General features: G+C 57.8%; 12 protein-coding genes and 1 pseudogene. 10 read left to right on the top strand and 3 right to left on the bottom strand.

All coding sequences use genetic code 11. The features are described 5' to 3' along the window. The first annotated feature begins 10 nt into the window (after positions 1 to 10). From AC27IT_RS13695 to AC27IT_RS13675, 5 genes are all read left to right on the top strand, one after another. Positions 11 to 472: an acetyl-CoA carboxylase biotin carboxyl carrier protein gene (locus AC27IT_RS13695; RefSeq protein ID WP_005829567.1), complete on the top strand. Its 462-nt coding sequence runs from the start codon at positions 11 to 13 to the stop codon at positions 470 to 472. A gap of 14 nt (positions 473 to 486) precedes the next feature. Next, entirely contained in the window at positions 487 to 1,863 is a 1,377-nt protein-coding gene (gene accC / locus AC27IT_RS13690; RefSeq protein ID WP_340673861.1) for an acetyl-CoA carboxylase biotin carboxylase subunit, read from the top strand. A gap of 376 nt (positions 1,864 to 2,239) precedes the next feature. Further along, positions 2,240 to 3,718, top strand: coding sequence for an Lsa family ABC-F type ribosomal protection protein (locus tag AC27IT_RS13685; protein WP_487091845.1), 1,479 nt, complete (start codon positions 2,240 to 2,242; stop codon positions 3,716 to 3,718). A gap of 114 nt (positions 3,719 to 3,832) precedes the next feature. Continuing rightward, positions 3,833 to 4,417 (top strand): hypothetical protein, encoded by a 585-nt coding sequence (locus tag AC27IT_RS13680; RefSeq protein WP_487091844.1) that lies wholly within the window; start codon positions 3,833 to 3,835, stop codon positions 4,415 to 4,417. 25 nt (positions 4,418 to 4,442) lie between these two features. Next, a complete protein-coding gene (locus tag AC27IT_RS13675; RefSeq protein WP_487091843.1) occupies positions 4,443 to 4,781 on the top strand; it encodes a hypothetical protein in 339 nt (112 codons plus the stop codon). A 398-nt stretch (positions 4,782 to 5,179) separates the two neighbouring features. Here the strand turns inward: AC27IT_RS13675 and AC27IT_RS13670 are convergent, their stop codons facing one another. Continuing rightward, a complete protein-coding gene (locus tag AC27IT_RS13670) occupies positions 5,180 to 6,175 on the bottom strand; it encodes a homoserine kinase (protein ID WP_327945389.1) in 996 nt (331 codons plus the stop codon). A gap of 61 nt (positions 6,176 to 6,236) precedes the next feature. Then, positions 6,237 to 7,061: an alpha/beta fold hydrolase gene (locus AC27IT_RS13665; protein ID WP_025847698.1), complete on the bottom strand. Its 825-nt coding sequence runs from the start codon at positions 7,059 to 7,061 to the stop codon at positions 6,237 to 6,239. Between the two features lie 83 nt (positions 7,062 to 7,144). On the opposite strand from AC27IT_RS13665, the pseudogene AC27IT_RS13660 reads away from it, so the two are divergent. Further along, positions 7,145 to 8,092, top strand: a pseudogene (locus AC27IT_RS13660) (helix-turn-helix transcriptional regulator); the annotation flags it as partial. 24 nt (positions 8,093 to 8,116) lie between these two features. Then, positions 8,117 to 8,344, top strand: a complete 228-nt coding sequence (locus AC27IT_RS13655) for a DNA-directed RNA polymerase subunit alpha C-terminal domain-containing protein (protein WP_235694743.1) — start codon at positions 8,117 to 8,119, stop codon at positions 8,342 to 8,344. 204 nt (positions 8,345 to 8,548) lie between these two features. On the opposite strand, the gene AC27IT_RS13650 is transcribed toward AC27IT_RS13655, so the two are convergent. Beyond that, positions 8,549 to 9,181 (bottom strand): TVP38/TMEM64 family protein, encoded by a 633-nt coding sequence (locus tag AC27IT_RS13650; RefSeq protein ID WP_005829584.1) that lies wholly within the window; start codon positions 9,179 to 9,181, stop codon positions 8,549 to 8,551. A gap of 231 nt (positions 9,182 to 9,412) precedes the next feature. On the opposite strand from AC27IT_RS13650, the gene AC27IT_RS13645 reads away from it, so the two are divergent. From AC27IT_RS13645 to AC27IT_RS13635, 3 genes are all read left to right on the top strand, one after another. After that, positions 9,413 to 9,676, top strand: a complete 264-nt coding sequence (locus tag AC27IT_RS13645; RefSeq protein ID WP_081414690.1) for a heterocycloanthracin/sonorensin family bacteriocin — start codon at positions 9,413 to 9,415, stop codon at positions 9,674 to 9,676. Positions 9,677 to 9,864: 188 nt separating this feature from the next. Further along, on the top strand, positions 9,865 to 11,838 hold the full coding sequence (locus AC27IT_RS13640; protein WP_487091842.1) for a putative thiazole-containing bacteriocin maturation protein: 1,974 nt from the start codon (positions 9,865 to 9,867) through the stop codon (positions 11,836 to 11,838). Continuing rightward, entirely contained in the window at positions 11,831 to 13,771 is a 1,941-nt protein-coding gene (locus AC27IT_RS13635) for a TOMM precursor leader peptide-binding protein (RefSeq protein WP_283859229.1), read from the top strand. The genes AC27IT_RS13640 and AC27IT_RS13635 overlap by 8 nt, the downstream gene beginning before the upstream one ends. Positions 13,772 to 13,779: the final 8 nt, after the last annotated feature.

Below are 13,779 nucleotides of genomic sequence, written 5' to 3'. Positions count from 1 at the left end.
GCGTCTTGGAATGAAGCTGCATGAACTGCGTGAATTTATCAAGCTGGTGAACCAGTCCTCGATCGAGGAGCTGGAATGGCAAAAGGGCAAGACCCGGATCGTCATCAAAAAAAGCGAGCCTGTCGCTGTAGCGGCAGCCGAGCTCCCTGTGCAAGCAAGCGAAGTCGAGCAAGGCTACCAGGAAGCAGCGGCCACGGCTGAGGCAGAGCCTGTCGCCACCGTCGCCGAAGAAAAAGTGCCAGAGGAAGCGACACAGCTTGTCCTGTCCACATCCGTCGGCATCTTTTACGCGCAAGTGACCGTCGGCCAGGCGATCAAGGCGCAGGAGGTAGTCGGACGCTGCACCGTGGACGCGCTGCAACTGTCGTCCGACATTGTGTCGCCGGTGGCCGGGATCGTGACGGAAGTGCTTGTACCGGACGGTCAGCTCGTCGATTACGGCAGAGCGTTACTGGTCGTCAAACCACAGTAAGAAGGAGCGTTCCTATGTTCACGAAAGTATTGATTGCCAATCGCGGCGAAATCGCCGTGCGCATTATTCGGGCGTGCCAGGAGCTGGGAATCGCCACAGTCGCCGTCTACTCGGAAGCAGACCGCGAAGCGCTGCACGTCGAGCTGGCAGACGAAGCGTATTGCATCGGCCCGAAGGAATCGAAGGACAGCTACTTGAACATGGCCCGGATCATGACGGTTGCCTTGCTCACAGGCGTGGATGCGATTCATCCCGGCTACGGCTTTTTGGCGGAAAACGCTTCGTTTGCCCAACTGTGCCAGGATTGTTCGATTACGTTCATCGGCCCTGATCCTGACGCGATCACGAAAATGGGAGACAAAGCTGTCGCCAAAGCGACGATGAGCGCAGCGAATGTGCCGCTCGTCCCAGGCACGGACGGGCTGATCGACGACATCGACGAAGCGCTGCAGGTGGCTGAGAAAATCGGCTATCCCGTGATCGTCAAGGCGACGGCGGGCGGAGGCGGCAGAGGCATGCGCGTCGCCTTTGACGCCGAGGAGCTGGAAAAAGCGATTCGCCAGGCGCAAAAAGAGGCGGAGACGGCTTTTGGCAACGCGGGCGTGTACCTGGAGAAATACGTCGAGGAGCCGCGCCATGTGGAGATTCAGGTGATGGGCGACAAGCACGGCAACGTCGTTCACCTGGGCGAGCGGGACTGCTCGATCCAGCGCCGACACCAGAAGCTGGTGGAGGAAGCGCCATCGCCTGCGCTCGATCCGGAGCTGCGCGAGCGGATGGGGCAAGCGGCTGTCGCGGCCGCGAAGGCGGTTTCGTACCACGGAGCAGGCACCGTCGAATTTTTGCTCGATCGGCACGGACAGTTTTACTTCATGGAAATGAACACGCGCATCCAGGTCGAGCATCCGGTCACGGAAATGATTACGGGCATCGACCTCATCAAAGAGCAGATTTCGGTCGCGGCGGGCAATCCGCTGTCCTTTTCCCAGGAAGACCTCAAAATCAACGGCTGGGCGATCGAGTGCCGGATCAATGCGGAAAACCCAGCGAAAAATTTCATGCCGTCGCCAGGAAAGGTCCGCAACTACTTGCCGCCGGGAGGCTACGGCGTGCGCGTCGACAGCGCCGTTTACCCGGGCTACGAGATTTCGCCGTTTTACGATTCCATGGTCGCCAAGCTGATCGTGTGGGGCACAAGCCGCGAAGAAGCGCTTGCTCGCATGAAGCGGGCCTTGCGCGAGTTCGTGATCGAAGGCGTGCACACGACCATTCCGTTTCACGAAAAGCTGCTGGAGCATCCTGATTTTGTCTCGGGCCATTTCGCGACCAACTTTTTGGAGAAAAATCCGCTGGAGCTGAAGGAAACCGAAGCCGCAAGCGGCGGCAAATGACGAAAGCGCTCGGGTTCGGTTCGCCAGGCGGGCAAGGGGCAGAAGCTCTGCGCGCAGCCTGGCGACACCGGGACATTTGCTCGTGGAGCGAGCGTGCCGGATAGTTGATAGAAGCAGCGCGGTATGGTAAGATAGTTGTACTTTGATGACTGGAGTTGAAGCCGATGAAGTAAGCTTTCTTGCTCAAAAAAGGAAAACAAGTGCGTTTTTTTCGCATGCTTATTTCCTTCTATGCAAGAAAGTTACTACATCTGTTCACTCAAGCGATATATCCAAATCCGGCTCCTGGGTGGAGTAGGTTTTGTTATACGTATTTGAGCTGCAAGAGAGTAACTTTCTTGCAGCTCTTCTATTTTTATCCAGGGGGGATGAGGTTATGTCGACCATCAAAGTGACGAATCTGACTTTTGCCTATGACGGCAGTTTCGATAACATTTTTGAAAACGTGAGCTTCCAGATTGATACCGATTGGAAGCTCGGCTTTACCGGAAGGAACGGCAGAGGGAAGACGACATTTCTGAACCTGCTGCTCGGCCGCTATGAATACAGCGGCACGATCTCGGCGCAGGTGCAGTTCGAATATTTTCCGTATCCAATCGAAAACAAGGAGCGAATCACCGCAGAGATCATCCAGGAGATGATTCCCGATTACATGCACTGGGAGCTTCTGCGCGAGTTTTCCTTTTTGCAGATGGACGAGGAAGTGTTGGAGCGGCCATTTGCGACGTTGTCCAACGGCGAGCAGACGAAGGTGCTTCTTGCGGCCTTGTTTTTGAAAGAAAACAGCTTTTTGCTGATTGATGAGCCGACGAACCATCTGGACATGGGCGCCAGAAAGCTCGTCAGCGACTACCTCCAGAAGAAAAGCGGCTTTATTCTCGTCTCTCACGACAGAGCTTTTCTCGACAACTGCGTCGACCACATCCTGTCTATCAACAAGACGAACATTGAGATTCAAAAAGGCAATTTTTCGACGTGGTGGGAGAACAAAGAGCGGCAGGACAACTATGAGCTGGCCGAAAACGAGCGGCTGAAAAAGGACATCAGACGGCTGTCCGAGTCCGCGAAGCGCACCAGCAACTGGTCGCACGAAGTGGAAAAAACGAAAAACGGCACGAGAAATTCCGGCTCCAAGGTAGACAAAGGGTACGTCGGCCACAAGGCAGCGAAAATGATGAAGCGCGCAAAATCGCTGGAGCAGCGTCAGCATGCGGCCATCGAGGAAAAGTCCAAGCTGCTGAAAAACGTGGAGCAAGGCGATACGTTAAAAATCGCTCCGCTTGCTTACCATAAAGATCGCCTGGTCGAGCTTGTGGACGTTGCGATTTTTTACGGAGACAAACAGGTCACGAGCGGCATCCGCTTTTCGGTTTCGCAAGGGGAGCGAATCGCGCTGTCGGGGAAAAACGGCTCGGGCAAATCGAGCATCCTCAAGCTGATTTGCGGCGAGGACGTGCGCTACTCGGGAACGTTCCGCAAAGGAAGCCAACTGAAAATTTCCTACGTCTCCCAGGATACATCGCACTTACAGGGCAATTTGACGGATTACGCCAGAAGCAACGGGCTGGACGAAAGCTTGTTCAAAGCGATCCTTCGCAAGCTCGATTTTTCCCGCGTGCAATTTGAAAAGGATATGGCCGCTTTCAGCGGGGGACAGAAGAAAAAGGTGCTGATCGCGAAAAGCTTGTGCGAGCGGGCGCATCTGTACGTATGGGATGAGCCGCTGAACTTTATCGACGTCATTTCGCGCATGCAGATCGAGGAGCTGCTTTTGGAGCACGCGCCGACGATTTTGTTTGTGGAGCATGACAGCGAGTTTTGCAAAAATATCGCGACAAAGGTTATCGAGTTGTAGCAGGAAGGCTGGTTTGGCAGGGCGATGCGAGAGGGCGCCGCCACTTGTTCTTGTCCTGTTTTGCACCGCCTGGACATACGATGTAAGGAGGGACATATACGTAGAGGTGGTATCATGAGCGCCGTTTTCCAGATTTTTGCGTTCGTCATTATCGCGTACGTCTGGTTTGCCTGGCTGGTCTGGCGAAGAAGAGGGTACATACAGCCGATGCACGGGATGGTAGGCGCCATGGCGATCGGGATGCTGGTTGGGCTGATCGCTGGTCTGTTGTTTGGGCTCGTATTCCAAGGGAGCCTTTCTCGTTCCACGCTGTGGGGGATGTCGTCAGGCGCTACGGCAGGCTTTTTGGTGGGCTTGCCCTTGTCGACGCTGACCGTGGTGGAAGGCACGCTATCCGGCCTGATGGCGGGCATGATGGGGGCTATGCTTGGTGAAATGATAACGCTGGAGCAGGCGGAGCCGCTTTTGTTTTTTCTGGTGATGCTGTACACGGCATGTCTTTTGCTGATGGAGAGGTGGCATCTGCCTGAACAGAAGAAGGCGGAGCCGTCCGCAACGTTGCTTGCGCTACGGCATCCCGTCGTCGGGGCTTTGCTGTTGCTCGCTGTGTTTGTCTGGTTTCAGGCGATGAGCTTCGCGCTCCCCGAGTCAGGCGAGCGCCCAGCCAATCCGATGCATCATGAACAACGACAGAAGTGACCGACAGGAAGAACAGGAGGAAGGTATGGCGTTAAGCAAAAAAGGCACACGGAAAATTACCGTGGGGCAAACGGAATACCGCTGGGTGGTCAGCCCCGCTGCCGACGGGCCGATCGTCGTCACGATTCAGCATGCGGAAGGAACCGGGCAGTTGATCCGCGTCTATGCCAAAGCGGACGTGCATGACGCGAGGTCGGCGGGTGCGAGCGGCTCAGCGCCAACGCGCGAGCGCCGGGCAATCAAGCCATCTGACGTGGAGGCGATCATCACGGAAGCGGTGGCGCAAGGGTGGGTCCCGGAAAAAAGCGGGGCCCCGCTCGGCTTTGACTGGAAGGGGAGTACGCTACTCAAGCGAGGCAGGTAGAGGGGGCATACGCCTTGTCGGGTAAAAAATAAAAGGGCAGTGGTCGGTCAGGAGCAACGCGCAGTATGCCGCAAGCATACGTGCAGCACGCTCCAGGCGGGCCGCTGCCTTTTTGGATCGGTTACAATTTTGGTAAGCATCGTTGTTTTGCGAAGGAGGGGCTTGGGCAATGTGGTATAGCTATGCGGTTTGGCGATGCAGGTTGGCAATGCGGTTTGATTATGTATAGTCTAGCAATACGGTGTGACAATGTGGTCTGGCAATACGGTTTAGCCATATGGCCGGGCTATATGGTTCAACAATACATTAGCCATTTCCTCAGACAAACAAACCGCCGCTTTCCAATCTCCACTTTTCCTCGCCATATTTGTTTACCATAATAACATTCTGTCAACCATCTATAATCCCTCAAGCATCTCCGCCAAGCTTTCCCCATGCTCAGCCAGCCAGATCATTTCTTTCGCGAAGCGGGCTGGAGGCACGCTGTGCTCGTCCATCCGCGCCGTAATCCACCAGGTGCTCTCCATATACCAGAGCAGCGACAGGGCAGTTGCCAACCAGCCGTCCGCCGACGCAGGCCGTTCCTCCTTGTATCCGGCCATGAAAGCCGAGGCGAGGGCAGGATCGAACTGCTCGTCCAACGCGTACGATAGGACCGCCCGCGCAACATCAAGCGCCGGGTAGTCGTACTTCAATCGGTCAAAGTCGAGGATGGCCGCTACGCGCTCCGCACGAAACAAAATATTGTCCGCCCACAGATCGCGATGCGCCCACCCGCAGGGCAAAGCGGTGAACCGTTCCAGGTCCACTCTCTCGGTCGCGCGGATTTGCCATTCGATCTTGTCGAGAAGCTGCGGCTTTCCGGCTGCTTTCGCCTGGTCATAGACCGAGTGCCAATGAGCCAGCCGCTCTTCGCGGCGTGGGGGCGTAAACTGCGGGGATTTTTGCGTTCCAGCCGTTCCGTCGTTTAGCAGCCGGTGCATGGTTCCCGTCGCCCGGCCCAGCTCGTACATTTGCGCTGCATTTGCTTTTCCCGGCGGAACGAGGGTGCCTGGGCAAAATTCCATGACCAGAAACCGTTCTTTGCCAGCCGATTCCAACAAAAACTGTCCGGCGTGCGCCAGCAGCTTCGGGCAAGGGAGGCCCGCCGCATGCAATCTCGCTTGCTGGGAAAAAGCGAGAGCCAGGTCCGCCGAATGGTACAAGGCAAATCTGTCTTTGTTGTACTGCTTTAGCAAAAAGCTCCCATCTTCCGTGCTGATCTTCCATTTCAAATTGAGCCACCCCCGGTTGATGGGAGTGGCTTTGCTGATCGTCAGGCCGAAGAATTGCGCTACCGCCTCCGTCAAGTCAGCGAGAATCATTTCCTCGGTTGCAAGTGCGTTGCTTTTCACGTAACAGCCCCCTGTTCCAGCGTTCTGAATACTATTTCTTCCCGAGGGGCCAAAAACCTTTTTAGGCGGAGATAGACACGGTATCGAGAAATTTGGTCACTACGTCAAAAAAGCCGTCCGGGTCCGAAGAATGGATATCGTGGCCGCATTCGGCGAACACGGCAAGCTCGGTGTTTGGCCTGCGCGCAGCCATTTCCCGGGCGTGCGCTTCGTCCATCACGAAGCTGTGTTTGCCGTGAATCAGCAGCACAGGGCAGGTCGAGGACAGCCAATCTTCCCACCACGCTCCGTTGCAGTGCTCCTGCGAGATGCGCATTCCCGGGCAATCCGAGCGAAAGCCAAAGCCGCGTTCATCCTCAAACACGCTTTCCGCAAAGTAATCCACGGCACGCACGCCGACCTGCCGCAGCGCGTCCTTCAGTTGCGCAAGCGAAGCGGAGCGCTCTGGAAGCCGTTCAGCAAAAGACAGGTCTACCTGGATTTTGGTGCCGATGTCTTCGACGATAACCGCTTTGACGTATTGCGGATAGCGGGCGGCAAACTGATAAGCGTTGAGCCCGCCCAAAGAATGGCCGAGGATTACGACCGGCTGTCCGCCCAGTTCGGACTGGATCAAAGCCAGGATGTCCTGCAGATAGGCTTCCCGCGAGTAATCTTTTTCCGGCGAATGATCGCTCCAGCCGTGGCCGCGCTGGTCGAGGGAGATCACGCGCCAGCCCGTCAGCCTGGAGGCAAAGTCGGTAAAGACCCGCGCATCGTTCATATGCCCGTGCAGCAGGAGCAGCACGTTTTCGCTGTCGCCGCCAAAGTCGAGATACGAGAGCTGCATCTCGTGTGAGCGGAAAAATTTTCGCGTTGCCGCTTGCGGTTGTTGTTCGTGGGACATGGTCATTCCTCCTTACTGGACTTTATCTTGATGGTAGCAGATAATAGTGACAAAACATGTCATAGTTAAAAGGAAAGAAACCGATGCCCAAATCACAACGCCTGCTCGAACTGTTGATGACCGTCAATCGCAAACGTTCGTTTACCGTCGGGGAGCTGGCCCGCGAGTTTGGGGTATCGCCGCGGACGATGCTGCGAGATTTGCAGGAGCTGAGCGAGTGGGGCGTGCCGCTCTATTCCGAGGTAGGGCCGCATGGCGGCTACCGTGTGCTGAAAGAGCGCATCCTCCCGCCGATCGCTTTTTCCGAAGAGGAGGCGGTCGCCATCTTTTTTGCGATTCATGCGCTGCGCCATTATTCCTCGCTGCCTTTTGCGGCGGAGGCGGCTTCTGCCGTGAGCAAATTTTACACCTACATGCCGCCGGATGTGCGCGAGCGGATCGACCAAATGCGGAACCGGGTAGATTTTGTCACGCCGAAAAGGCAAGCGGAGTCGCCGTTCTTGTCCATCCTGCTTGAAGCAGCCGTCGAGCAAAAGGTGCTGCTCATCGAATACGAATCGCGGGAAAAGCGCTCCAGCCGCCACATTCAGCCGATTGGCATCTACACGCGAAGCGGGCTGTGGTACTGCCCTGCCTACTGTTGGCAGAGCCGTGATTTTCGCGTGTTCCGCTGCGACCGGATTCATGCGGCGGCGTTTGCGGGTGCGGAGCAGGAGCCGCTCGATCTGCGGAATGTACATCTGGCGAATCGGGAGTCGCAGCGGGTGATCGCCGAACAGGAGGAAATCCCGGTTTACGCGGAGCTGACAAGGGCGGGCGTGCAGATGTGCGAGGCGGAGGCGTGGGCATCTTCTCTGCTGCACACGCGGCCGGATGGGACGGGCTGGCTTGCGGGCAGCATTGCGGTGAGCGACCTCGATTTTTTTGCAAAATATTTCATCGGGCTGGGGCTGGAAGTGACGGTCATGCGTTCGCCGGAGCTTTTGGCGAGCATGAGAACGTATTTGTCGGAGTTGACGAGCAAGTACAGCGAAAAAGCCGAAGGAGGCACAGACATGACGAATCGGAAGCAAAACGAAGCGGAGACGGATTTTCCCAAGTTGTCCAGACCGGCGCAGCAGGCGCTCGCCCAGGCCGGGTATGAGCGGCTGGAACAGCTCGCGACCATCAGCGAGGCGGAGCTTCTCAAGCTGCACGGCATGGGGCCGAAATCGGTGAAGCAGCTCCGGGAAGCTATGGCGGAAAAAGGGTTGGCGTTTGCAGCGGGGAAGGGTTCTCGGTAAGGCGGGCGGTGGCTTAGGTTCCCGTCGCCAGCGATTGTGGCGGTGGGAGGACTGTTTTTTGCGTCGGGAAGGCGCGGACGTTTGCTAAGCTCCATCACCAGCGGATTCCAACGCTCAAAGCCGTCCCGCCGTTTCAAGCGCGGAGCCTTGCCGGAAAAACGGGCCGCGAGAAGTTCACCCACGCTTTCCAAAACAACCAACTTTCTACGACGGCGTCTTCGCCTTGCTGCGGGACTGCCATCTGCGGTAGAGCAAATAGGCGAAGCCGAGAAAGCCCGCATAAGCGAGAAGCGTAAGCAAAGAGCGCTGCGCGTTGTGGAACAGTTGGTTGCCCAAAAAGGCAAACACAAGCATCGCGGGAATTTTGCCGACAGCGGTCGCCAGTGCAAAAGACGTGAAGGGAATCGCGCTGATGGCTGCGTAAATATTGATGACCGGAGAAGGAATGAGCGGGATGAGCCGGGCAAACAGCACGGCCACGAAGGCGTTTTGCTCGAAGGCACGGGTAAACAGCGCCAGGCGCGGGGACTTCGTCAAGTAGTCGCGTCCGGTTTTTTGATACCCGGAGCGGACAAACAGAAAAAACAGCCACGCCGAGCCGACAGAGCCGGTCCAGTTGATGAACGCGCCCCAAAACGGCCCGAATTTCGCTCCCATCATTCCGGCGAACAAGCCGAACGGAATCACGGGAAACAGGCCGAGAAAAACAGAAGCCAAAAACATGTACGGCAGCAACTGAGCCGAATCGCTGGAAAGCCAGTCCAACAAAACATCTTTTTCCAAAAAGCCGATCAAAAAGACGATGGCATAGCCGAACAACAGAACCCACTTTTTCATGATGACGCGCTCATCCCCTCAAAACCCTTCCTTTTCCAGTATGGTGCGGACAACCATATGATAGCCAGCGCCGCAGATTTTACACGCTTCGTCCGACCCTTGGCGGAAGCGGCGGCGGAGCGCTGCCGGTTTTGCCCCGGGGAAAAATGGGCGTTTGCAACTGGAACGAATACCTATCGCCGCTTCATACATGTAGAGTAGCTACATGCAGTGGCGGAGGTGAAAATTTGGATGGATGAGTTTAAAAAAGAGCTGAAAAAGCTGAAGGCTTCGGAATTCAAGGCGGAGAACGTGACTCCATGGGATAAAGAAAAAGAACAGGAAACGATGCTCGTGCGCAGCCGGTGTGGCCGTTGCAGCCACGGGCGATGCGGAGGCTGTGCCAGATGCGGGCGCTGTGGCGGATGCGGCGGTTGCAGTTGTTCTTGTAGCTGTTTTGGCACCTGCTTCTTTCCGTGCTTCTTCCCGTGCACGCAGTGCGCCCGATGCTTCTAGTCTAGTCTCCCAGCCTCCCGCGCAGCAAACGGGCAGGCCAACTCCACGAAAGCTTCTGTCAGGCGGTTGTCAGGCAGGAGCTTTTCGCTTTTTTTGCGCAGGCATTTCGGACAAAGCGCACGACATAAAATGACCGTGACACCCTCATGGCGCAAAGTGGCGCACGCAGCCAAGCAAGGAGGAAGAGCATGGTCAAACTGAATCCGTCGATGCGTCTTGCAGTGAACCGGGATACGTTTTTTTTGCCCAATCCCGATGGCAGCGTCTATTTTCGCAATAACGTCGGGACGTTTCGCATGGAAGGGGAAATGATCGATCAGTGGGTCCAGCAGTTGCTGCCGATCTTCAACGGCGAGCACACGCTGGCTGAGATCACGGCTGATTTGCCGGAAGCATACCAGACCCAGATTTATCAGATCGCCGAGAGCCTGCTGCAAAACGGATTCGTCCAGGACGTAAGCGACTGCAAGCCGCATCAACTGTCCGCTGCGGTCGTGGAGCGATTTTCCGCGCAGATCGGCTTCGTCGAGCAACTCGCTGGCTCAGGCGGCCAGGCATTTCAGGCGTATCGGCAGCAAAAGCCACTCGCCGTAGGGGCTGGCTCCTTTTTGCTCGCTTTGATTCACGCGTTATGGGAGTCGGGCTGCCCGCACGTTCACTTCGCGCTGACCGATCGGTCGTCTGTCAATCGAGAGCGGCTGGCAGAGCTGTATGCGCATGCGAGGCAAAAAGACCCGGAGGCAGAGCTGACCGAAGTCCCCATCCAGCAGCAGGGAAAAGCGGGCTGGGAGCAGGCGCTTGCGCCGTTTTCTGCGGTTTTGTACGTCGCAGATGATGCAGAGCAGAGCGAGCTGCCTCTCGTGCATGCCGTGTGCCGGGAGATGGGAAAAACGTTCGTTCCCGCCTTTGGGCTGCTGCAAAAAGGAGTGGCTGGCCCGTTGGTGCACCCGTCTTCGCCAGTGTGCCTGGATTCGGTGCTACGTCGACTGCACCGCGTTTATTTGCGCGAAGACGCCCGCGGCCATCCGTTTACGGCCACGTCAGCCGCACTGTTGGCAAACGTCGCGGTCTTCGAATGGTTCAAGCAGGTGACAGGTGTAGCGGCAGCAGAGCCGGGCGGCAAGCTGTACGTGCTCGATCTGGAGACGCTTTCCGGGAGCTGGCGAACGGTTATGGCGCATCCGCTTGTACAGGGAAGCCCGCGTCTCGTCCCGGTGGACGAACAGCAGGTGCTTGCGGAAGCAGAGCCGCAAAGGCACGGTCTGTTTGCTTCCTTCCAGGCGTGGACTTCGCCGGACATTGGCATTTTTCACCTCTGGGACGAAGGAGAACTGGTGCAACTGCCGCTCGCGCAATGCCAGGTGCAGGCAGTCGATCCTGTAGCGGATGGTCCTGCCGAGCTGCTGCCCGCCCGGATATGCCCGGGCTACACCCATGAGGAGGCACGCAGGGAAGCGGGCTTGCTGGGGACGGAAATGTACGTGTCCCGCCTTGTTGGCGCGTGCGGCATCCGGACAGCTTCTGCGCATATGTTTGGCGGCGGCAAGCCGGACAGCACACAGGAGAGCGTCTACGGCATCGGCGCGGGAGAGTCGGGAGCGGAGGCGCTGTGCCGCGCCTTGTACAACTGCTTGCAGTCCAGCCTGGCCGAGCAGGTGCAGTTGCGGCCGCCCGTAGCGACTCGCGTGAAGCTGCCAGAGCTGCGCGACGAGCCGTGTCTTTTTTACTTGCGCGCGTTCGCCATTGAAAAAGAACAGCCGCAAATCGCCCGCGGTGCCGACCTGTGCGGCTTTCCGGTGTACTGGGTCGGGATTGGGAACGGGACAGAATGGGTTGGCACGGTTGGCCTGCATGAAGTGGCGGCGCTGCGCAAAGCGCTGCAAGCGGCGTTGCTAAAACGGCAAGGAGCGCCGGATGAAGTCCTCGCCTCTGTCGTGAGGACGTCCTTTGTTTCACTGGACCAGCCCGAACAGCCCGAGCAAGAGGCGATGCTTCGTCCCTGCCCGGACAGCGAGGCAGAGCTGTGGCAGCAGGCGCGCGACTTGCTGGCCCGGCAACGGCTGGTCCCCGTGCTGCTGAATGCGGCTGTGGAGCCATTTTTACAGGAAGATTTGGCGGGGGTCGTCGCTTTGTCGCTGCGAGAGGAGGAAGCGCATGGGTAAGGAGATTCTGGTCGTGGGCGAAGGACTGCTGGCTGATCTGGTCGCAGCACGGTTGCAGGCGGATTTTTGCGTGACGCGAAAGCAGACGGTCGAGCGGGAAGAGACACATGCCGACCTGGCGCTGGTGCTGCAAGACGGCTGGCGGCCGCATGAACATCTGGAAGCGGAAAAGTGGCTACAAGCCGCGGGCGTTCCTTGGCTCAGGGCGTTTGTGTCCTTCGGCGAAGCGGTGATCGGGCCGTACGTGCAGCCGGGGCTTCCGGGCTGCTCGCAATGCGCGGACATGCGGCGGCTCATGGCTGGCCGCGATCGCAAGGAAATGTGGGAGCACCAGTTTCAACTCACAAAAGAAGGCGGGGTGGCGGCAGATGCCTGGGCTTCGCGCACCGGACTTTTGCAGGTGAGCCATTATGTAGTGGCGGAAGTACAGCGGATGGCTGCGGGAAAACAAGCCCGGTTGCGCGACCATCTCCAGTTGCTCGACCTAGAGACGCTGGCAAGCTCTCGCCACTTTTTTCTCGCCGATCCGCTCTGCGGCATTTGCGGTCGTCTGGACGAGGACACGCCAGAGCGGGCGACGTTTGCCTGGAAGCCGAGTCCGAAGCGGCATCCGGACAGCTACCGCGTGAAGTCGATGGCGGAGTTGCAGCCCGCGCTGCGCACGGAATACGTGGATGCGCGGACAGGCTTTTTAAACGGGAAAATGCGCGATCTCGTCTCGGTTTACTCGGATGTGAGCGTCAATCTGCCGCTATTTCCCCACGACGAAGCGACAGCGGGGCGGTCCAATTCCTATGCCGACAGCGAGTGGACGGCGATTCTGGAAGGGCTGGAGCGCTATTGCGGCTTGACGCCGCGCGGCAAAAAAACGGTTGTGTACGACTGCTACGCGAATCTGGCCGAACACGCGCTCGATCCGGTGACATGCGGCGTTCATTCCCGGGAGCAGTACGCTATGCCCGGCTTTCCTTTTCAGCCGTTCGACCCGAAACGACCGATGAACTGGGTATGGGGCTATTCCTGCATGAAGGAGCGGCCGATCCTCGTTCCCGAGCGGATGGCTTACTACAGTCTCGGCTACGGAGACGGATTCGTCTTCGAGACGTCCAATGGCTGTGCGATCGGGGGAAGCCTGGAGGAAGCGATTTTTTACGGCATGTTGGAAGTGGTGGAGCGCGATGCTTTTTTGCTCACCTGGTATGCCCGGCTGCCGCTGCCGAGGCTCGATCCGGCGACGTCCGGCGACCGGGAGCTGGACTTGATGCTCGCGCGGCTTGAGTCCGTCACCGACTACGACCTGCACTTGTTCAACGCGACGCTGGAAAACGGCATTCCGAGCGTGTGGATGATCGCGAAAAACCGCAAACAGACAGGGCTGAATCTCGTCTGCGCAGGCGGCGCCCATCCCGATCCGATCCGGGCAGTCAAAAGCGGGCTGCACGAGACGGCAGCGATGCTGAACAATTTGCACGACAAGTTTGAAGCGAACCGCGACCGCTATGTGCGCATGTACCACGACGCCTCGCTCGTGAAAAAAATGGACGATCACGCCATGCTCTACGGCTTGCCGGAGGCGGAAGAACGCCTCGGCTTTTTGCTCGAAAATAACGGGCCGCAGCAGTCGTTTGCCGAGGCGTTTGCGCAGCCGGGCAGGCACGCGGATCTGACAGACGACTTAAAGGCGCTGTTGGCTGTATTTCGCCGCTTGCAGCTCGACGTGATCGTCGTGGAGCAGACGACGCCAGAGGTGAGCCGCATCGGGCTGTCCTGCGTGCGCGTCCTGATTCCGGGGATGCTACCGATGACGTTTGGTCACCATTTGACGCGGCTGACCAATCTGGAGCGCGTCTTGCACGTTCCTGTCACGCTCGGCTACGCCAAACAGCCGCTCACGTACGCCCAACTGAATCCGCATCCGCACCCGTTTCCGTAAAAGCAACG

It is taken from the genome of Brevibacillus sp. YAE8 (assembly GCF_057543335.1).
The sequence above is the reverse complement of the archived record's forward strand: the minus strand, read 5'-3'. Positions and strand labels throughout refer to the sequence as shown.

Excerpts from the sequence above, each read along its gene's own strand:
- AC27IT_RS13665 (WP_025847698.1), bottom strand. The coding sequence starts at position 7,061 with ATGTCCCACGAACAACAACCGCAAGCGGCAACGCGAAAATTTTTCCGC.
- AC27IT_RS13645 (WP_081414690.1), top strand. The coding sequence starts at position 9,413 with ATGGATGAGTTTAAAAAAGAGCTGAAAAAGCTGAAGGCTTCGGAATTC.
- AC27IT_RS13675 (WP_487091843.1), top strand. The coding sequence starts at position 4,443 with ATGGCGTTAAGCAAAAAAGGCACACGGAAAATTACCGTGGGGCAAACG.
- accC (WP_340673861.1), top strand. The coding sequence starts at position 487 with ATGTTCACGAAAGTATTGATTGCCAATCGCGGCGAAATCGCCGTGCGC.
- AC27IT_RS13695 (WP_005829567.1), top strand. The coding sequence starts at position 11 with ATGAAGCTGCATGAACTGCGTGAATTTATCAAGCTGGTGAACCAGTCC.
- AC27IT_RS13640 (WP_487091842.1), top strand. The coding sequence starts at position 9,865 with ATGGTCAAACTGAATCCGTCGATGCGTCTTGCAGTGAACCGGGATACG.
- AC27IT_RS13680 (WP_487091844.1), top strand. The coding sequence starts at position 3,833 with ATGAGCGCCGTTTTCCAGATTTTTGCGTTCGTCATTATCGCGTACGTC.
- AC27IT_RS13685 (WP_487091845.1), top strand. The coding sequence starts at position 2,240 with ATGTCGACCATCAAAGTGACGAATCTGACTTTTGCCTATGACGGCAGT.
- AC27IT_RS13650 (WP_005829584.1), bottom strand. The coding sequence starts at position 9,181 with ATGAAAAAGTGGGTTCTGTTGTTCGGCTATGCCATCGTCTTTTTGATC.
- AC27IT_RS13655 (WP_235694743.1), top strand. The coding sequence starts at position 8,117 with ATGACGAATCGGAAGCAAAACGAAGCGGAGACGGATTTTCCCAAGTTG.
- AC27IT_RS13635 (WP_283859229.1), top strand. The coding sequence starts at position 11,831 with ATGGGTAAGGAGATTCTGGTCGTGGGCGAAGGACTGCTGGCTGATCTG.